The 18,318-nt window shown below is 56.3% G+C and carries 16 protein-coding genes; 10 read left to right on the forward strand and 6 right to left on the reverse strand.

What is annotated here, in order from left to right; translation table 11 throughout:
• Window positions 1-103: 103 nt before the first annotated feature.
• Genes HMPREF9334_RS00645 through HMPREF9334_RS00660 form a run of 4 tightly spaced genes read right to left on the reverse strand, consistent with a single transcriptional unit; the run spans window position 104 to window position 4,379 of the window.
• Entirely contained in the window at window positions 104-901 is a 798-nt protein-coding gene (locus tag HMPREF9334_RS00645; protein WP_006691576.1) for a TonB family protein, read from the reverse strand.
• Between the two features lie 4 nt (window positions 902-905).
• Window positions 906-1,313 carry an ExbD/TolR family protein gene (locus tag HMPREF9334_RS00650; protein WP_006691577.1) on the reverse strand — a complete coding sequence of 136 codons (408 nt, stop codon included), beginning with the start codon at window positions 1,311-1,313 and terminating at the stop codon, window positions 906-908.
• Window positions 1,313-1,933 carry a MotA/TolQ/ExbB proton channel family protein gene (locus HMPREF9334_RS00655; RefSeq protein ID WP_006691578.1) on the reverse strand — a complete coding sequence of 207 codons (621 nt, stop codon included), beginning with the start codon at window positions 1,931-1,933 and terminating at the stop codon, window positions 1,313-1,315. Before HMPREF9334_RS00655 ends, HMPREF9334_RS00650 begins: the two co-directional genes overlap by 1 nt.
• A 22-nt stretch (window positions 1,934-1,955) precedes the next feature.
• Window positions 1,956-4,379 carry a TonB-dependent receptor plug domain-containing protein gene (locus HMPREF9334_RS00660; protein WP_006691579.1) on the reverse strand — a complete coding sequence of 808 codons (2,424 nt, stop codon included), beginning with the start codon at window positions 4,377-4,379 and terminating at the stop codon, window positions 1,956-1,958.
• 203 nt (window positions 4,380-4,582) lie between these two features.
• On the opposite strand from HMPREF9334_RS00660, the gene HMPREF9334_RS00665 reads away from it, so the two are divergent.
• From HMPREF9334_RS00665 to HMPREF9334_RS00685, 5 genes are read left to right on the forward strand one after another with little or no spacing between them, the layout of a single operon-like run.
• Window positions 4,583-5,731 carry a PIN/TRAM domain-containing protein gene (locus HMPREF9334_RS00665; RefSeq protein WP_006691580.1) on the forward strand — a complete coding sequence of 383 codons (1,149 nt, stop codon included), beginning with the start codon at window positions 4,583-4,585 and terminating at the stop codon, window positions 5,729-5,731.
• A gap of 25 nt (window positions 5,732-5,756) precedes the next feature.
• Window positions 5,757-6,527, forward strand: coding sequence for a 2-C-methyl-D-erythritol 4-phosphate cytidylyltransferase (gene ispD, locus HMPREF9334_RS00670; protein ID WP_006691581.1), 771 nt, complete (start codon window positions 5,757-5,759; stop codon window positions 6,525-6,527).
• The gene (ispF, locus tag HMPREF9334_RS00675; RefSeq protein WP_006691582.1) at window positions 6,524-7,000 is read left to right on the forward strand and encodes a 2-C-methyl-D-erythritol 2,4-cyclodiphosphate synthase; all 477 of its coding nucleotides are present in this window, start codon (window positions 6,524-6,526) and stop codon (window positions 6,998-7,000) included. The genes ispD and ispF overlap by 4 nt, the downstream gene beginning before the upstream one ends.
• Window positions 7,001-7,016: 16 nt before the next feature.
• Window positions 7,017-7,961 carry a nitronate monooxygenase gene (locus HMPREF9334_RS00680; protein ID WP_006691583.1) on the forward strand — a complete coding sequence of 315 codons (945 nt, stop codon included), beginning with the start codon at window positions 7,017-7,019 and terminating at the stop codon, window positions 7,959-7,961.
• A 16-nt stretch (window positions 7,962-7,977) separates the two neighbouring features.
• A complete protein-coding gene (locus HMPREF9334_RS00685; protein ID WP_006691584.1) occupies window positions 7,978-8,907 on the forward strand; it encodes a hypothetical protein in 930 nt (309 codons plus the stop codon).
• A gap of 342 nt (window positions 8,908-9,249) precedes the next feature.
• Here the strand turns inward: HMPREF9334_RS00685 and HMPREF9334_RS00690 are convergent, their stop codons facing one another.
• Both HMPREF9334_RS00690 and HMPREF9334_RS00695 read right to left on the reverse strand, forming a co-directional pair.
• Complete coding sequence (locus HMPREF9334_RS00690; protein WP_006691585.1) at window positions 9,250-11,103, reverse strand: nicotinate-nucleotide--dimethylbenzimidazole phosphoribosyltransferase; 1,854 nt, start codon at window positions 11,101-11,103, stop codon at window positions 9,250-9,252.
• Window positions 11,100-13,289, reverse strand: a complete 2,190-nt coding sequence (locus HMPREF9334_RS00695; protein WP_006691586.1) for a Tex family protein — start codon at window positions 13,287-13,289, stop codon at window positions 11,100-11,102. The genes HMPREF9334_RS00690 and HMPREF9334_RS00695 overlap by 4 nt, the downstream gene beginning before the upstream one ends.
• A 178-nt stretch (window positions 13,290-13,467) precedes the next feature.
• On the opposite strand from HMPREF9334_RS00695, the gene perR reads away from it, so the two are divergent.
• The 5 genes from perR (at window position 13,468) to HMPREF9334_RS00715 (ending at window position 18,304) form a co-directional block, all read left to right on the forward strand.
• Window positions 13,468-13,923: a transcriptional regulator PerR gene (gene perR / locus HMPREF9334_RS00700; protein WP_006691587.1), complete on the forward strand. Its 456-nt coding sequence runs from the start codon at window positions 13,468-13,470 to the stop codon at window positions 13,921-13,923.
• A 505-nt stretch (window positions 13,924-14,428) separates the two neighbouring features.
• Complete coding sequence (locus HMPREF9334_RS00705) at window positions 14,429-16,024, forward strand: RND family efflux transporter (RefSeq protein WP_006691589.1); 1,596 nt, start codon at window positions 14,429-14,431, stop codon at window positions 16,022-16,024.
• Window positions 16,025-16,048: 24 nt separating this feature from the next.
• On the forward strand, window positions 16,049-16,948 hold the full coding sequence (locus tag HMPREF9334_RS00710; protein WP_006691590.1) for a nucleotide sugar dehydrogenase: 900 nt from the start codon (window positions 16,049-16,051) through the stop codon (window positions 16,946-16,948).
• A 6-nt stretch (window positions 16,949-16,954) separates the two neighbouring features.
• On the forward strand, window positions 16,955-17,353 hold the full coding sequence (locus HMPREF9334_RS12830) for a UDP binding domain-containing protein (protein WP_006691591.1): 399 nt from the start codon (window positions 16,955-16,957) through the stop codon (window positions 17,351-17,353).
• A gap of 15 nt (window positions 17,354-17,368) precedes the next feature.
• The gene (locus HMPREF9334_RS00715) at window positions 17,369-18,304 is read left to right on the forward strand and encodes a polysaccharide deacetylase family protein (protein ID WP_006691592.1); all 936 of its coding nucleotides are present in this window, start codon (window positions 17,369-17,371) and stop codon (window positions 18,302-18,304) included.
• Window positions 18,305-18,318: the final 14 nt, after the last annotated feature.

Here is an 18,318-nt window from a genome sequence, read left to right on the forward strand (position 1 = left end):
ATGGCGGGGAAGGGGGACCGCGCAAGCGGTGAAAGGGGCACAAAGAAGGGACTGCTGTAAGAAGTTTTTAGCTTCGTGCAACAGTCCCTATTTTATTGAAATCCTATCGAATACTGAAACTTACATTTGTTGTGACCGATACCGTCGCGCCGGTGGGGTTCGGATAGCTGCCGACGGCGTATGCCGCAGCAACTGCCGCATCGTCGAGCACGCCGTGCCCCGAGGAGGAGGCAATCGACACGCTCGTAATCGCGCCCGAGGAGCTGATCGTCGTAACGATGGTCGTCGTTCCCTCCAGGCGACGCTTCATCGCCATGTAGGGGTACTCCTTGTTCGCGTTGACTGCCGCCCAGAATCCGTTGGTATCAAACGGGGCACTGCCCGTTCCCGAGACATTGCCGTCGCCCGAGCCCTGACCTGCACCCGAGCCGGAACCTACGCCCTGTCCGTCGCCTGAGCCGTCGCCGCTGCCCGTGCCCGATCCTGAGCCGGTGCCGCTGCCCTCACCGCTGCCTGAGGCTGAACCGGAGGATGCGGCGGCAGGTGCGGCATCGGAGGAGGGGGCAGCTGTTTGAGAAGCTGCCTGTGGCACAGTCACGGCATCCGGGGTCGGCACAACTGCCTCGGTCGGTGTCACAGGAGGAATCGTCTGCTGCACCGTCTCGACGCGCTTTGCGACCTCTTCCGCCTTGAGCGGCTCGGGGAAGAGGTTTTCGGCACTTCCGCCGCCCTCGTGTCCGCTGCCCTGACTAAAATCAGATGCCTGCAGATCTATCTCGTAGACCTGCTGCTCCTGCTCGGCAACAACGACCGCGAGACCGACGGCGAGCAGGAGAAAGATCACGAAGTGAATTCCGGCAGAGACGATATAGGCCTTTCTCCATGAGAGGTGTTGATCCATATATCTATCCCTTCTGTTCTGCGGCAATCGAGAGCCGTTTTACCCCCGCTCCTTTGAGCATATCCATCACGGCGACCACCTGACCGTGTGCCGTGCGCTTGTCCGCCTGCAGGACGACCGCCGCATTCGGGTTCTCCTCCATGTGACGCTTCATGATTGCCGCCGACTCCGTGATGCTCACGGGATTGTTGTCCAGCGTAATATGCCCCTGTTCGTCAATCGTCATAATGATTGGGAGCTGTGCCGGAGCAGTCGCAGACTGTGCCTGCGGCAGCTGGACGGCAAGTGCCTTCTGCGCGACTGTCTGCAGGCTGTTCATCATGAAGAAGACAAGCAGGAAGAAGATGATGTCGATCATCGGGATAATCATGAACTCCGGCTTCTTTTTCAGTCGATGATTGCTAAAATTCATTACGCATCCCAGCTTTCTTTCTTTGCAGTGACGATCGTCGCGCAGAGACGCTCCGTATCCGTCACAATCGTATCGAGCTGATGGCTGAAATAGGTGTAGACACAGAATGCAATGATCGCAACGCAGAGACCAGATGCCGTCGCGACAAGAGCCTCACCGACACCGCCCGTGATCGCGGCCGCGCCGCCGCCCGCATCGAGCACGCTGAACGTCTGAATCATACCCGTGACCGTGCCGAGCAGACCGAGCAGCGGGGCAATCGTGACAATCGCACTCAGATAGTCGAGATAGCGACGGAAGTTGATCGATTCCATCGACATACGGTCGGAGAACGCGCCCTTCATCGAGGTCTCCGTGGATGCGTTCTCCATACCGCTCTCAATGATACGGGCAATCGCGGAGGGGTACTCCTTGCAGAGGTTTACAATCGTGTCCCAGTCCTGTTGTACGGCAGCATGATAGACCCCGTGGAAGAACACACGCGAACCCTTGCGGTTGATGCGGTAGTAGTAGAATCGCTCCACCGCAATCGCAATCGTGATGAGTGAGAGAATCAGAAGGGGATACATGACCAGTCCGCCGCTGTGAAAGAGGTGGACTGCGCTTTCAAAACCTGACATAAGTTGAACTCCTTTGTATAGATTAGAACATCATGCGCATACCGAGACGGTAGATGCGCCCGCCCATTCCGAGGAACGGGTCATATTGGTTGAAGATGTTGGTGATGCCGGCGTAGAACGTAAGGAAGTGGTGGTAGTCCTTCTCGACCATCAGATTCCACAGACCGTAGTTCTTCTCGCGGGCGACTTTCTCGCGGGTGGCATCGTGTTGAATGTCGCCGCGCATATATGCTTTCGCATCTGCCTCATTCTTGAACATTCGATAGACCTTTCCTGTATTGGGATCGGTAAATTCGACGTGTTCCAAGTTCCTGGCACCGCTGCCTGTGAGGCGTCCCGTTGCGATGCGGTCACGAATATCAAGGTAGTTGCGTGTATAGTCGCCCCAGAAGGTCGCACGCCATCCATTCTTCGGGTCGCTGTACGTCATCGTGAGGTTCAGCATGTGCCGGCCACGTCCCTCGAGGCGCTTGCCCGTCTGACGGTCATAAGCATCGAGATAGGTATATCCCGCCTTGATATTGAAATCACGTGCAACCTGATGAGAAACCTCTGCCTCGATGCCTTGTGTACGCGCCTTGGCGATGTTCTCATAGGTATAGATATCATCCGTAGCAGGAATGCCCTTCGCATAATCCGTCTCATCAATCACATCGTTTTCAATATCGCTCCAACTGTTCGCTGCGTTGAGATTGTTTACAAGATCGTCATAACTGTACCAGCCATAGGGATCCGGATATAGTATTTGCCGATCATAATAAGTACGTCCGTAGAGATTCTTGCTGTCCTTTTCTCCCTTATACATGATCTGCATATAGTCTTTGTAATCGTTGCGGAAGAGTGTGATCTTCGCACTCGTCTTCTTGTCGAAGTCCTTTTCGACGGAGATGTCCATGTTGAGTGCCTTCTCGGGCTTCAGCTCAGGATTGCCTTGGAAGAACCATCCGTTTCGAATGGGGGGGCTGGCATTCAGCGATGGTTCATACATCTCCCAGTCATGGTAGAGCTCGGCAATGCCACCTGTCGCGAAGCTCGTGCCAATGTTCGTCTTAAAGCGCACATTGTTGCGTGCCTTATACGTTGCACCGATGGAGGGGGAGACGTTTACGCCGAAGTGACTGTGGTTCGTATAGCGCAGAGAAGGGATCACAAGCAACTTCTTGCCGACCTGCCAGTCGTCCATGATGTAGGCGCTGTAGTAGCTCAGCGAGGTTTCATAGACATCGGCTTTTGCTGTCGTCTTTGAAATGATGGATGGATTATCCTTGGCGGGGCGGACATAGAGTCTGGATACTTCACGCGCCGTTTGCCCTGGGACGTGGATTCGTGTTCCCTCACCGTATTCATCGTGATAGTCCGCGCCGACGGTCACATAGTGCTTGTCGTGCGCCATTACACCGATCGATGCCTCCATGACATTATCTATGCGATTAAAGTAATCGAAGTACATATGACGGTAGGGGACACCAGGCTTGCCAAAGACATCATAATTCACATCGGAATTGTGTTCCGTCTGATAGAGGCGCACGTGATAGTCCGTGCGGCTTGTCTGCTTCTTCCAATCGATGCTGAAATTATTGCGCCATGCATCCTCATAGGCAATCATATCTATGACTCTGCCCAGTGATGTATCCTTCTGCAGGTCTTCCGTCTGGCGGTCTGCAGAGATGGTGATCGTCTCGTCCTTGCCGATTGTAAACTCAGCGCGTGCACTCATCGGATTGCGCTCGCCGTAGTACTGCATGGACGAGCCGTCTCTGTCGTAGAGGAAGGGGGCGGTCTTGCTCCATCCGTAGGAGAAGTCCATATACGTCCCGCCCCCAAGGTCGCCCGTGGAGTATCCGATGCTGTGGTTGTACTGATGTCCCTTCACGTCGATCCACGATCCTTCGGTCGTGAGACGGACGCCCTGCCGATGCGAGACCTTCGTGATGATGTTGATGACACCGCCGATGGCGTCTGCACCGTAGCGTGCCGTACCCGAGCCTCGAATGATCTCAATGTGGTCGATGTCATCGAGCCCGATGCGGTTCACCTCGTCTGTCGCGCCATAGTACTTGCTGAGGCCGCCCGCCAGTCTGCGTCCGTCGACGAGGATGAGCGTGTGGCGCGGCTCGGCACCGCGAATGCTGACGGTCTTACGCCCCATGTTGTCCGTGCCCATCTGGACATCCTGCTCTGCCGCGAGTGCGTCCGAGAGCGTGCGTGCACCCTTGCGGTCAAGATCGGCACGGGAGATGATCGTCTTTGTCTCGGGAGCTTCCTTGAGCATCTCTTTATCGAAGTCCACCTCCACGTGGATATCTTTTGTTGAGACTTTTGACTTACTCCCCCCCCCCCCCGAAACGTCCTCTGCTGCGTATCCGTGCGGCGCACCAATGCAGGCGAGTACAGCAGCGGTCAGAAGTGCATATCGTCCATGACGCAATTTTCCTTTGAATGACATACCTTGAAAAATCCTTTCCTGTAGAGATGATAAATAATGAGCACGATAATTATTATATGAAAAACCATATAGATGTCAAGAGTAACATTCATTTTCAAAAGCTCTGTTTTGACAATGCGAATTTTTTTTATTATACTGAAAGAGTTGAGAAGGGAGAGATTCGTTTCTTTTCCAACCATAAACAGATGAGAGGAGGTGAATGCTTGTTATTCGATCGTATTTTACGTTTTTTCATTGTGCTCATCATGGCGATTGTCGGCGGAACTCTGTTTGAGCTTGCGATTCCGACGGTGAGCGGCTATTTCGCGGCATCGTTTTGGCATGTCGAGCTCGGGGTGCTTGGGCTCTCGCCGGCGGGACTTCTCTGCATTCTCATCGGTACTGCTATCGGCGGCGTGGTCGGCTATCCGCTCGCGCCGTTCTTCACGGGACGCCTCAGACGTTTCTCCGTGTGGGTGGAGGGGCAGCTTGGCAAGATGCCGACGCGGGATGTGATCGCAGGGGCAATCGGACTTTTTATCGGACTCATCATTGCGCGTCTCCTCGGTGACGCGTTTTCTATGATACCGATTGTCGGCGACTATATTCCCATCGTGTTCAGCATTGTGCTTGGCTATCTCGGTGTTCATATCATGGTGCGAAAGCAGGAGGAGCTGGCGGCCGTCTTTGACTTTATCCCGCGTTTCCTGCGCGATATGTCGCGCGCTCGTGAGGGGCGTGTCTCCACGCAGACGGCGGCATCCTCCGCGCAGTCGGATCGGCAGTACAAGCTGCTCGATACGAGTGTCATCATTGACGGGCGCATCGCGGATATCTGTGAGACGGGATTTCTTGAGGGGACGCTGCTCATTCCGGTGTTTGTTCTTGAGGAACTGCAGCATATTGCGGATTCGCCGGATTCTCTAAAGCGCGTGCGCGGACGTAGAGGGCTTGACATTCTGCAAAAGATCCGCAAGGAGTCGCGCATGAAGGTGGAGGTCACGGAGACGGACTTTGAGGACATTGCAGAGGTGGACTCGAAGCTCCTGCAGCTGGCACAGGAGGTCGGCGGCAAGATCATCACGAACGATTTCAACCTGAACAAGGTTGCACAGCTGCGTGGTGTTCCCGTGCTGAACATCAACGCGCTCTCGAATGCGGTGAAGCCGGTCGCGATCCCCGGCGATCTCATGACGGTGCAGATTGTCCGTCCGGGCAAGGAGCACGGGCAGGGGCTCGCGTATCTCGATGATGGCACGATGATCGTTGTGGACGGCGGGTTCCGCTGCATGAACGAGGTTGTGTCTGTCGAGGTGACTTCGGCACTGCAGACGGCGGCGGGGCGCATGATCTTTGCAAAGCTGACGCGGTAATCACAGGGCGCACAGGAGGGAATATATGGTTAGTGTTGTCTTCCCTGCGGCGGGACAGGCACATCGGATGAATGCTGGACTGAACAAGGTTTTTCTGACGCTCGCGGGCAAACCGATGCTCCTGCGGACGCTGCTCACGTTTTCCAAGGTGTCCGAGGTCGGTGAACTGATCGTCGCCGTCGGTGCGGATGAGGTCGATGCGGTGAAGGGGCTTCTCAGCCGTGTGAAGGGGCTTGCTCCGTGGCAGGTAGTCGAGGGCGGCTCAGAGCGGCAGTATTCGATCCGCAACGGACTTGCCGTTGTCTCGGAGGAGGCGGATATTGTACTTGTGCACGATGCGGCGCGTCCGCTGATCCGCCGTGAGACGATTGAGGCGCTCATTCGTGTGGTACGCGCGGAGGGGGCGGCGATTGTCGCCGTACCTGAGAAGAATACGATCAAGATTGCCTCGGAGGACAATATTGTCGTGTCGACGCCGCCGCGCAGTACGCTGTGGCAGGTGCAGACCCCGCAGGGGTTTCGCAAGGAGATCCTGCGCGAGGCGAACCGCCGCGCAGATGAGGATGGGTTTCTCGGGACGGACGACGCGAGCCTTGTGGAGCGCATCGGTGTTCCCGTGCACATTGTCAAGGGTGAGTACAGCAATATCAAGGTGACGACGCCCGAGGACATGGTGGTCGCGGAGGCAATCCTGCGCAACGATATGGGCGCAGGTGAGCTGATGAAGACGGCTGTGCATGAGGCAAAGCGTCTCCTCGGGGGTGTCGTGCGGCGGCGGAAGGGAGAAGGCGAATGACGCGTTTTGGCATGGGCTATGATGTGCATCGTCTGGTCGAGGGGCGAAAGCTGATCCTCGGCGGTGTGGATGTGCCGTATGAAAAGGGGCTGCTCGGACATTCGGATGCGGATGTGCTGCTGCATGCTGTCTCGGATGCGATTCTCGGTGCGGCGGCACTCGGGGACATTGGGACGCATTTTCCGGATACGGATGAGCGTTTTCAGGGCGCGGACAGCGGCAAGCTCCTTGCGGAGGTCGTTCGTCTCGTGCGTGCGGAGGGCTATGCCATCGGCAATGTGGATGCAACGATTGTCGCGCAGGCACCGAAGCTGCTGCCGTATATCCCTCGGATGCGAGAGAATATTGCGCGTCTGCTCGGTGTGGCGGTCGGCGATGTCAATGTCAAGGCGACGACGGAGGAGCGGCTCGGGTTCACGGGCAGCGGTGAAGGGATGTCTGCTTATGCCGTTGCGGGCATAGAGCGCGTATAATATAGGAGGTAGTAACGTGGCAAATCAGCTCAAAGAACTCTTGGGAATCGAGGTTCCTATCCTGCAGGGCGGCATGGCGTGGATCTCGGAGGCGAATCTCGCGTCTGCGGTGTCGAATGCGGGCGGTGCGGGCATCATCTCGACGGGCGGGCGTACGACGGAGTATACGCGCGATGAGATTCGCCGCTGCCGTACGCTGACGGATCGCCCGTTTGGTGTCAATGTGATGCTCATGGCACCGAACAAGGACGAGATCGTGGATGTGATCTGTGAGGAAAAGCCGGCGTTCGTGACGCTCGGTGCGGGCAATCCCGTTCCGTACTTTGAGAAACTCCATGCGGCGGACGTGAAGGTCATCCCCGTTGTGCCGAGTGTGAAGCTCGCAAAGCGTGTGGAGGAAAAGGGCGCGGACGCGATCGTCGTCGAGGGCATGGAGGCAGGCGGTCACATCGGCGTGCTCTCAACGATGCCGCTGATGGAGCAGGTCATCCCAGAGGTAAACCTCCCTGTCGTTATGGCGGGCGGCTTCGGCGACGGACGCGGGCTTGCGGCAGCACTTCTCATGGGTGCGGCGGGCATCCAGATGGGGACGCGCTTCCTCGTCGCCGAGGAGTGCGTTGTGCATGACAATATGAAGGCGAAGCTGATCGAGGCGGTGGACACGGATACGATTGTGACGGGCTTCACCATCGGTGGATCGGTACGCGGTATCAAGAACAAGTTCGCGGAGGACTTTGTCGCGCTCGAACTCTCGGGCAAGGCGACGAAACAGGAGCTGCTCGACCGTGCGACGGGCACGAACAAGCTCGCCGCCGTGGAGGGTGATGTCGTCAATGGCATGATGCAGGCGGGCGAGACGCTGACACTCCTGCGTGAGGTCGAACCGGTCAAGGTGATTGTGGATCGCATTGTGCGCGAGGCGCGTGAGGTGCTTGCGCGTGCAGCGAAGATTGAAGTTTAAGGGGTAAATCAGGGGAATGGGAACCGACGAACTGACACGGATTCATGAGCTCGCGAAGCGCGTCACGCTTCTCGAAAAGATGGCGCTGCGTCAGCAGAGTCGCCTTGATGAACTGGTAGAGCGGCTGGAGGCGGCAGAGCGGCGTGCGGGTGAGATACCGCCGCGCAGGGAGGTGCAGAAGGAGCAGCCTGACAATCCTGCGGCTGAGGCGAACGCCGCCGCACAGCGTGCTGTCCCATCGGTGAGCGATCTCCTCAATGAGGAGATGAAACGCGACCTTTCGCGTGCATATACAGGAGCCGCCGCGCCGTCGCCGAATCCCTTGGCAGCGGGGCAGCCGGCGAAGCCGATGAATGCGATGGAGCGGGCAGCCGGAAGCTATGCGCGTGCGACGGGAGGCAAGGAAGCAACACCGAGTGACCGTGCGAAACAGGATGAAGCCGCACGAAAAAAAGCCGCCGATGCGGCGGCTTCGCTGGAGCAGATTCCTGTGCAGGAGCTGCGTGAACGAACCCCTGCCGAGCGTGCGGCAGACTATGTACGCGACTACAATGCGCTCTACGATGTCATGGGGACGATGTTCCAAAAGAAGAAGGCGCAGGACGACTTCATCAAGCTCTACGAAGTGCAGGGGATGCGCTGCACAAATATGCAGCTGCGCCTCAGCCGCCCCGAGCTCGAACCACGCTTTGTCGCCGTCACTCCGACGCGTGATGCGGACTTCTGGGGGATGCCGCTCGGCAACAATCTCTTTGCCGTCGTACCAAACCCCTTCCTCGTCTACGGGGAGGAGATGCACACGGCGGGCGGTATGCGCGAGGCATTCAACTCGAACTATCGCGCGGGGACTACCTACGGTCGCTTTACCGTCAAGGAAACGGCAACCTTCCAGTTCGGCACCATCGGCAAGGTGTTCAAGAAGGGACAGCTTGAGGTTACGGTATAAAGGCAAAAAATAAGGGGCTGTCGCACGAAGTTTTCTAACTGCGTGCAACAGCCCCTTGTCATTATGTCAACGGTATCGCTACAAGCGCCCCTTCCACCGCTTGCGCGGTCCCCCTCCCCCGTGTCGCACGGGGGAGGCTAGGATTATGGCATCTTAGCTTCCCCCGTCGCAACGGGGGAGCGGTCAACGTCATCCAATCACACGTCGCTAACGCTCGTGTTCTTGGGTCGTTTTCCCATACGACCTGTTTCCCGATCAGCTACCCCCTTTGGGCTTGCTTCTCGGACAGGTCAGTAAGTGGCGAGCGCAGCGAGTCGATAGGGGCGTTTATGCAACAGTCCCTTATTTTTTTGTCTGTTCATGCACCTGTCGTCCTGCGCCTGCGCCGTCGATGGCGACGGCGACACCGGTCTCGGTGAAGGTTTTCATGTCGTTTACGACGTGGAGAGCAGCGTGTAGGATGTCGATGCCGAAGATGCCGGCGATGCCGGCGGTCAATTCCGTGTCGATGGTGAGCATATCGGGGAGAACATGGAGGAGATGGGGAGTGAGGGCGGGGGAGTTTGCTTCTGTCTTGTGTGCGAGACGATCTGTCCGTGCATCGCCGGGGAGGATGAGACTGCCGCCCACCGCCGCACCGTGCAGGGCATCTGTGAGCGCATCGGTGATGGCGGCACTCGCCTTGTGTTCATCTGTGCCGAGGATAAGGATCGGGGAGCTGCGGGCGAGACGGTATGCAGCTGCGTATGCGTCCTCGCTGTCGTGTGAGGTGAGGATGTGGACGGGGATGCCGCGTGTATCCGTCAGGGCTGAGAGGATGCGCACGAGAACTTCGGGAAGTGCTTCGCTCTCTGTGATCAGGAGCAGTGCCGCCTGTGTGTTCAGAGGAGGACGCTCGCAGTGCATCACGCCCGCGAGCCGTACGGCAATCCGCTCAAGATAGCCGAGGCTGTGGATGGGCTTTGCGAGGTTATCGAGGCGGTATTGACAGGCGGACATAGAGGATTGGTTGGGAGGGGGAAGACGCAGTGACCCCACCGCCGCTTTGCGATTCCACTCCCCCTCTGTGACGGGGGCGGCTTTTAATAACGCCATATTAGCTTCCCCCGCTTGCGGGGGAAGTGGCGAGCAAAGCGCGCCGATAAGGGGGCGGTGGATCGCCTCCTCTGGTGAAGTATCTATTGTTTCCCAGACCTTTAGCATCTGCCCAAGCGTACGAAGCACAATCGACGAGCCTGCTGCTTCGCTTAGGCGTATATCGAGGCGGAGGATCGGCGTAGGTCCGAGGTGGTGCAGCGCGTGCGGATGCGAGTGTTCTGTCAGCGATGCGTGCGAGGCGAGGAGATAATGCACGCAGTTCGGCGCAAGTGCGTGTGCTACGAGTGCCGCAGATGTGGTATTTGCCCCATCGAGAATGACGAGCATCCGCCGTGCAGCCGCCCCGAGAATGAGCCCTGCAATGCAGCCGAGCTCAAATCCTCCGACCTTTGCGAGCACGTCCAGACCGTCATGCGGATCGGGGCGGTTGACATCGAGGGTGCGGCGGACGATTTCAACCTTATGCGCGAGACGCGCGTCGGAGATATTCGCGCCGCGTCCCGTGACCTCCTCGGGGGGCAGTCCGAGGAATGCCGCGACCATCGCCGCACTCGATGTTGTGTTGGAAATGCCCATCTCACCGGGCAGGATGCAGCGGTCACCACGATTGGCACAGTCATTTGCGATTGCGATGCCCGTTTCAATGGACTGGATTGCCTGTGCGCGTGTCATGGCAGGTCCTTTGGTCATGTTTGCCGTTCCGCGTGCAATGCTGTGGTGTAGAAGTCCGTGGATGTCTGTGTGTTCCGTATTCACGCCAAGATCGGCAACGATAAGGTTTGCGTTTGCATAGTTTGCGGCGGCGTTCGCTGCACCGCCGCGTGCGATGAGGTAGTTGCACATCATGTTCAGCGTGGTCTCGGGCGGGTAGGCACTGACGCTCTCGGCGGCGACACCGTGATCGGCGCAGGAGATGACAACGCTCGTCTGTGGGGGAGCGGGGTGGCGTTCGCCCGTGATACTGATATAGCGGAAAAGTACATCGTTCAGCCGCCCAAAGTCCACGCCGTCCTGTGACGTCATAGCCCTATCGATCTCGGCAGAAAGATCTGTGACGGGAATTGTGATCTTAGAAATTGTGCGTTCAAGAAGATTCATGCGCGTACCTTTTCCTTTTTCATGCGTTTCAGGGAGAGCCCGATACGGCCGCGTGCCTCGTCAATGCTGATAATCATAACGTCGAGGGAGTCGCCGACGGAGAGTGCGTCGAGCGGATGGCGCACGCGGCGGTGGCTCATCTCGGAGATGTGGAGAAGCCCCGCCTGTTTCAGCCCAATGTCGATGAATGCGCCAAAGTCCGTGATGTTGCGTACCGTTCCTTTGAGGATGGTGCCAACGGCGAGATCGGAGAGCTTTACAATGTTCTGACGTGTGAGCGGTGCGGGCAGATCCTCGCGCGGATCACGCCCGGGACGTGCAATTGCCTTGAGGATGTCCGTGACGGTCGGAATACCCGCGCTGAGTTTTTTTGCAAGCGGTGCTGCCGCTGTCTGTGCGGTCTTTAAGGCGAGGGCAGGGAGCTTCGCACGGTCGCGCAGATCGTCCTCGCTGACACCGAGCTCCGCGAGGATGGAGCGTGTAAGCTCATAGGACTCGGGATGAATAGCAGTGCTATCAAGCGGCGTTTCGCCCTCGTGGATGCGCAGGAAGCCCGCGCACTGCGTAAAGGCGGCATCGCCGAGGCGTGCGACCTTTCGGAGTGTCTTGCGGCTTGTGAAGCGTCCGTGTTCGTTGCGATAGGCGACGATATTCTTTGCAATCGTCGCGTTGATTCCCGCAATGCGGTTCAGCAGAGCGGGGGAGGCGGTGTTGAGGTCAACGCCGACATGGTTCACCGCATCCTCTACGGTTGCGTCCAGTGTCTCCTTGAGCTGTTTTTGACTGACATCGTGCTGATACTGTCCGACGCCAATCGCCTGCGGATCGATCTTCACAAGCTCTGCGAGCGGATCCTGTACGCGCCGCGCGATGGAGACTGCACCGCGAATCGTGACATCGTAGTCGGGCAGTTCATCCTTCGCGAGTTGAGAGGCGGAGTAGACGGAGGCACCCGCCTCGTTCGTGATAAGGTAGTGCACATCCTTCAGATCGTTGTCGCGGATGAGTGCGGCAACGAATTGCTCCGTTTCGTAGGAAGCAGTGCCGTTGCCGATCGAGATGAGCGTAACCCCGTGCGCCTTGATGAGCTTCAGCAGGGTCTGTGCCGCCGATCTGCGTTCGCCGTCACTCCGTGTGACCTGTATCACGCCGCTTGCGAGGACGTTGCCCGTTGCGTCGACGAGTGCCATTTTGCAGCCCGTGCGATAGCCGGGGTCAAGCCCAAGAACGGTATGGCCTGCGAGGGGCGGCTGCAGGAGGAGTTGACGGAGGTTGTGCCCGAACACGGCGATCGCCTTTTCCTCGGCAGCCTCAGTCAGCTGTGTGCGCAGTTCACGTTCGAGCGCGGGGACGAGCAGACGCTTGTAGCCATCCTCAATCGCCGCATGCAGTTCTCCTTCGAAAATCGAGGGACGCTGATGGATCCTCTTGTCAATCCACGCGATGTTGTCCTCGTGGTTGACAGCGATGCGGACAACGAGACAGCCCTTTTTCTCACCGCGATTGACGGCGAGAATCCGATGCGAGGGAAGTGTGCGGACGGGCTCGCTGTAGCCGTCGTACATCTGAAAGACCTGTGCATCCTCGGCATCGGCATTGAGCGTCGTTTCAAGGACGGCACTTCTCCAAAACTTTTCGCGCATGAGGCGGCGCAGCTCCGCCTCGTCCATGATCGTCTCGGCGAGGATATCACGCGCACCCGCAAGTGCGTCGGCGACCGTTGGGACTTCCTTTTCTGCATTTACATACGGTGTAGCAGCTTCCTTGGGCGAGCCTTTGGCCTCTCGTTGGAGCAGCATCGTGTTTGCAAGGTTTTCCAGCCCCCGCTCACGGGCAATGGAGGCGCGTGTGCGTTTCTTCTGTTTGTAGGGGCGGTAGAGATCTTCGAGTGTCTGAAGTTTTTCGGCGGCTTCGATTTCTGTACGCAGATCGTCCGTCAGCTTACCCTGCTCCTCGATGCGTGCAAGGATTTCCTCCTGGCGTTTGACAAGGCTGCGCAGGTAGGTGAGACGCGTCTCCACTTGACGCAGCACCTCGTCCTCAAGGGAGCCGGTCGCCTCCTTGCGGTAGCGTGCAATGAAGGGAATCGTGTTGCCGTCGTCGAGGAGTGTGATAACGGATTCGACCTGCTGCGGACGAATGGAGAGTTCGCCTGCAATCGCTGCGGGAATATCGGAGATGCGCATGAAACCAAACCTTTCTTTTTCGATTGAATGTTTTCCATTATACCATGATTTTCGTGCCGTGCAAAAGATATCATCGATTCTCATAACGGGACTATTGACAGGCGTTTTCGGATAGAGTATTATAATACATAAATAATAATGATTTTAGATTTGATAGAAAAGAAATGTAGGAATGATTATGCGAGAACATACGATGCTGACCCTTGGTGAGGTGACGGATATCCTCCGTCAGAATAAAAAGAAGGTGACACCGCAGCGCCTTGCCGTCTATGCCGCACTTGCTGCGACAACGGAGCATCCGACGGCAGAGACGCTCTACAAGGAGCTGCGTCCAAACTATCCGACGATGAGCCTTGCAACGGTCTACAAGTCACTTGATGCGTTCTGTGAGATTGGCATTGTACGAGAGCTGAATGTAGGGGAGGAGGCGTTCCGTTACGATGCGGATATCTCTGCGCATCCTCATGTGCGATGCATTGTCTGTGATAAGGTCGCGGATGTTCCCATTGCATCGCTTCCGTCTCTTGACAAGAACGTTGCTTCCGTCACGGGGTATCGTATTGTTTCACAGCAGATGTATTTTTTTGGGTACTGTCCGGACTGTCAGAAAACAAATGTCGAATCGTCTTCGTGAACAAAGCAATTCTGTGGAACAGGTTCATCTGATTGGATGAGCCTGTTTTTTTGGAGGAAGTTCGTCCTTACTTTATTTCGCGTGAAAAATAAAAAATATTTTTCCATACTATGTAAAAAGTCCTGTATCAAAATTTCAGAAATGCAGGAATTTATATGCGAAATTCTTGTCTTTTGTATCAATTTTATGCAAAAAGGAACCGCCTACTGCCTCTGTGTTGCTTTATCTACATCATATCAATAGAAGGAACGTAGACGTTTGTTTTATTTTCTGAATTTTTGTTTGACTAATATTTTTTCTTTTTTAAGAAAATTTTTTCTTGACTAAACTTACTACATGATGAGAAAATAACGATAAAAATAATGGGGCTATCATCCTAAATTAAATGATTCATTATTCCTTTGAAGTACAGATCATAGACGTATAATTATTTCACATTACGCCATTGTGGAGGGACAACAGATTCATGATTCGATATCGATACGGAACTGCCTGCTTGTTGTGCATGCTTGCGGGAACACTGCCGCACGCAACATTTGCGCAGACAACACCGTCATGGGTATATGATGCGGTGCATCATCTGGAAGAGGAAGGCTACATTGATCTTGGCGGGCGGGAAGCCGCAAGCATTCCGCACGATGATCTGACAAAGATTGTGGCACAGGGACTGCATGAGATCGACCGCATCCAGCAGGGGACGCTGGCGGATGAGTACGGACGCATCACGAGCCTTGCCGTACGCGATGAAGCACATATGAAGCTCTATTGGGAGCAGGAGAGGTATGCGCTGAAAGGGTACGAAGCAGCGCAGACAGACGCGCGAAAGGCGGAAGAACTGCTCGCTCGCCAATCCATGCGCGGGGAGAATCGTCTCGAGGTCATGCAGCCGTTGCAGGAGCGGACTGCTGCCGCGAGTCGTCGGCTTCAGTTCGCTGCTCGTGATTATGCACTTGCAAAGGTGCGCCGTCAAAAACGGGAGCTTGCCCTGGCGAAGGTGCGGGAGCGTCAGCAGATGATCTTCACCTCCCTGACGGGGGAGGACGGCGGCGATTCTTCCATATCTGCCGAGCCCCTGGTCGAGCCGCAGGTTCTTGCGCTTGCCGCGCGTTTGCGCTCTGCATTCATTGAGGATTTGGCAGAGACAGGTTATATGGATCGGGAGAATGCCGAGCAGCAGCTCTATGCATCGGTGCTTCTGCCCGAAGCAAAGGTTCCGCGTGTGAAGGTCGATGCCGAGGTGCGGATTGATGCCTCCCGCTCCGCCGGGGGTGAGCGCGGGGACAGTCGTTCCCGCGTACGTGCCCGCATCTATCCGGACTATGACATTGATGGGAATTGGCACGCCGCAGGGATGGTCGAGTATGAAAAGCGACTGACGGGCGGCGGAGGCGATAAGGATGGAAAACTGAAGCTGGATCGTTACTATTTGACCGGAAGCCTGGGAGCTGCTCAAACAACCGTCGGCGTGTTTGGTGCAACGATGGCAGAGGGGAATATCTACGACAGCAAGTTTCGTGGCGTACGATTTTCGATGGGAGCGCCGATTACCTATGCGGCGGAATACGGACGAATTGACCGTGCACACACGGTCGCGAATCTGACCGCCTCCTACGATGCGAAAACCTATAAGGCGGAAGCGGGGATGTACCGCTTTGACAAGATCGGCAATGCGACGCGCAATATCTATATGCTGAACTATCGAAAGCCGATCGGTGCATTCGATTTTGGTGCAATGCTCCTCTATGGAAGGGATCACGCGGCCGGCAATGGAACGGGGTATGTTTTCACTTTGGAGCGCGGCGGTGCGAGTGCATGGCGACCGGGTTCTTCCTCCTATTTTCTGAAGTATTATCATCAGCCGAGTTCCACGTACGTGAGCCATACGATGAATGGCTCTGCGGACTATATGAGCTATGACGCTGCGCTCAGAGGTCCAGTGCGCGGCGGCTTCCGTGGTTGGGGTGTAGGGTGGTCGTATACGGTGAAAAAAGATCTGAACTTCTCTATCGAGTATTTTCATCTGTGGGATTTGCAGACGCACGAGCGGAGCAGGACAATCTGGGGGGCACTGACGCGATATTTCAAAAATTATGAAGAATAATCGGAGAAAGGAGAATTTTTGAATATGTTGGAGCGACTGGAACGGGGCAGTGAAAAACTGGCTGTTGTAGGACTGGGCTATGTTGGACTGCCCCTGGCGGCATCCTTTTCCGAGCATTTTTCAGTCATCGGGTATGATTACAATGTGGACAAGATTGCCGCATACCGTATGGGCAGGGATCTCACCGGAGAGCTTGGTGCACAGGGAATACGCGAGACGAGGATTGACTTTACGTCGAACGAGGAGCGTATCCATGAGGCATCCTTTATCGTCGTTGCTGTGCCGACACCGATCAATGGTGACAAGACACCTGACCTTGAGCCGCTGAAGGAGGCGACGCGCACGGTAGGACGCAATCTGCGGCGCGGCAGCATCGTGGTCTACGAGTCCACAGTTTATCCCGGCGTGACGGAGGATATCTGCTGCCCGCTCCTCGAGGAGATCTCGGGGCTGCGCGCAGGTGTGGATTTCAAGGTGGGCTACTCGCCCGAGCGAATCAATCCGGGTGACCGTGTGAACCGCCTTGAAAATATCGTAAAGATCGTCTCGGGTATGGACGGGGATACACTGAATGACGTTGCGGATGTCTATGGGCGGATCATTCGTCAGCTCTTCCGTGCCTCGTGTATTCGCGTGGCGGAGGCGGCGAAGGTGGCGGAGAATGCCCAGCGGGACATCAATATTGCCTTTATGAATGAGCTCGCCATGGTATTTCATCGGATGGAGATCGACACGGGCGAGGTTGTCGAGGCGATGAATACAAAGTGGAACGCGCTCGGCTTCCGCCCCGGACTTGTCGGCGGCCACTGCATCGGTGTGGATCCGTACTACTTTATCTATCAGGCGCAGAACCTCGGCTATCACTCGCAGCTCATCTCGACGGGTCGACGCATCAATGACGACATGAGCAGCTACATTGCATAGACGGTTGTGCGCGAACTTGTGCGCGCAAAGGTTGATCTTGCCGAGGCACGTGTCTATCTCATGGGAATGACGTTTAAGGAGAACTGCCCCGACACCCGAAACTCGCGTGCCGCAGATGTCTATCGCAGGCTTGCGGAGTACAATCTGAATCTTTGGGCGGTCGACCCACGTGTAGATGATGAGGTATTTCGCGATGAATACGGTTTTGATATCACACATCGGGATGCGGTGCGTGATGCGGACTGCATTGTCTATCTCGTGGCACATGATGAGTTCCGCAGTATGACGTGGAGTGAGCAGAGCAGACTGTTCCGCGCGGACGGTCCGCATCTCATCATTGATGTGAAGGGGCTTTTTTCGCGTGAGGAAACCATGCGCGAGGGCTTTCAATACTGGAGCCTTTGAGGAAAGGAGCTGCAGATGAATTATCGTAAGTTGGGGGGCGTTGCACTCCTTGGACTTCTGCTCGTCTGCGGCATATGGATCCTCTTTCGGGACTATGTGATTGAGAAGTCGGATACACAGGCGGAGCTGACGGATCTCAGTGCGTCGTATGCAGCGTCCGAGGAGATTGCTGCTGCCGCGCAGCGTTTGACGAACGGGGAGAAGCCGGCGGAGGTTGTGACGCGACTTTTGGATGACAGCGCACGTGTCGCCATCGTGTTCGACGGTTTGCCGGAACGCCCCCTTGCGGAGCGGCTTCTGGATGTTCTGCAGAAACACAATGCCTCGGCGATATTCTTCGTCGAGGGACAAAATGCGGCAGAGCAGCCGGAGACAATCCGTCGAATCTATGATACCGGGTATGAGATCGGTAACTACACCTTTGTCGGTATCAGTGGCGCGGAGAAGCTCCCGACGGATCGTTTGCTCGCGGAACTTTGCCGCACCCAGCAGGTTGTCGCGACGCTCTCGCCAAAAGCGCCGACACTTTTTCGTGCGCCGCGCACGACATTCACAGATCCACTGCTACAGGCGGTAAAGGCGGCAGGGATCGATTATGCTGTCAAGGAAAATGTACGTCATGCGGCGGGGACGTTCCGGAATGCCGCGGATGCAGCCGCGTTTGCCGCGACCATACCGCGCGGCAGCATTATTTCCATCGCTCTGACGCGACCTGTAGATCCGCTCCCGAAAGATGTGGGCAAGACGGATGAGCGACCTGCGGTGGACAAGAAGCCGAACATCGAAGACCCTCCCGCCGTACGCAATACACCGCCGCCGCCAGATCCTGCTGATGAGCTGGATTGGCTGCTTACAGCACTTGAGAGCACGGGCATAAAGGCGGTGGATCTTCACGATTTCCGTAAAATCCATTACATACCGGTGATTCCCGCGGTAGATCCCGGAAAATAGAGAGGCAGGTGAGA

Source organism: Centipeda infelix ATCC 43532, assembly GCF_000234095.1.
Classification (GTDB): Bacteria; Bacillota; Negativicutes; order Selenomonadales; family Selenomonadaceae; genus Centipeda; species Centipeda infelix.

Bases quoted from the DNA above. Each gene is read 5' to 3' on its own strand.
- HMPREF9334_RS00645 (WP_006691576.1), bottom strand. From the start codon at position 901: ATGGATCAACACCTCTCATGGAGAAAGGCCTATATCGTCTCTGCCGGA.
- HMPREF9334_RS00650 (WP_006691577.1), bottom strand. From the start codon at position 1,313: ATGAATTTTAGCAATCATCGACTGAAAAAGAAGCCGGAGTTCATGATT.
- HMPREF9334_RS00655 (WP_006691578.1), bottom strand. From the start codon at position 1,933: ATGTCAGGTTTTGAAAGCGCAGTCCACCTCTTTCACAGCGGCGGACTG.
- HMPREF9334_RS00660 (WP_006691579.1), bottom strand. From the start codon at position 4,379: ATGTCATTCAAAGGAAAATTGCGTCATGGACGATATGCACTTCTGACC.
- ispD (WP_006691581.1), top strand. From the start codon at position 5,757: ATGGTTAGTGTTGTCTTCCCTGCGGCGGGACAGGCACATCGGATGAAT.
- ispF (WP_006691582.1), top strand. From the start codon at position 6,524: ATGACGCGTTTTGGCATGGGCTATGATGTGCATCGTCTGGTCGAGGGG.
- HMPREF9334_RS00685 (WP_006691584.1), top strand. From the start codon at position 7,978: ATGGGAACCGACGAACTGACACGGATTCATGAGCTCGCGAAGCGCGTC.
- HMPREF9334_RS00690 (WP_006691585.1), bottom strand. From the start codon at position 11,103: ATGAATCTTCTTGAACGCACAATTTCTAAGATCACAATTCCCGTCACA.
- HMPREF9334_RS00695 (WP_006691586.1), bottom strand. From the start codon at position 13,289: ATGCGCATCTCCGATATTCCCGCAGCGATTGCAGGCGAACTCTCCATT.
- perR (WP_006691587.1), top strand. From the start codon at position 13,468: ATGCGAGAACATACGATGCTGACCCTTGGTGAGGTGACGGATATCCTC.
- HMPREF9334_RS00705 (WP_006691589.1), top strand. From the start codon at position 14,429: ATGCTTGCGGGAACACTGCCGCACGCAACATTTGCGCAGACAACACCG.
- HMPREF9334_RS00710 (WP_006691590.1), top strand. From the start codon at position 16,049: ATGTTGGAGCGACTGGAACGGGGCAGTGAAAAACTGGCTGTTGTAGGA.
- HMPREF9334_RS00715 (WP_006691592.1), top strand. From the start codon at position 17,369: ATGAATTATCGTAAGTTGGGGGGCGTTGCACTCCTTGGACTTCTGCTC.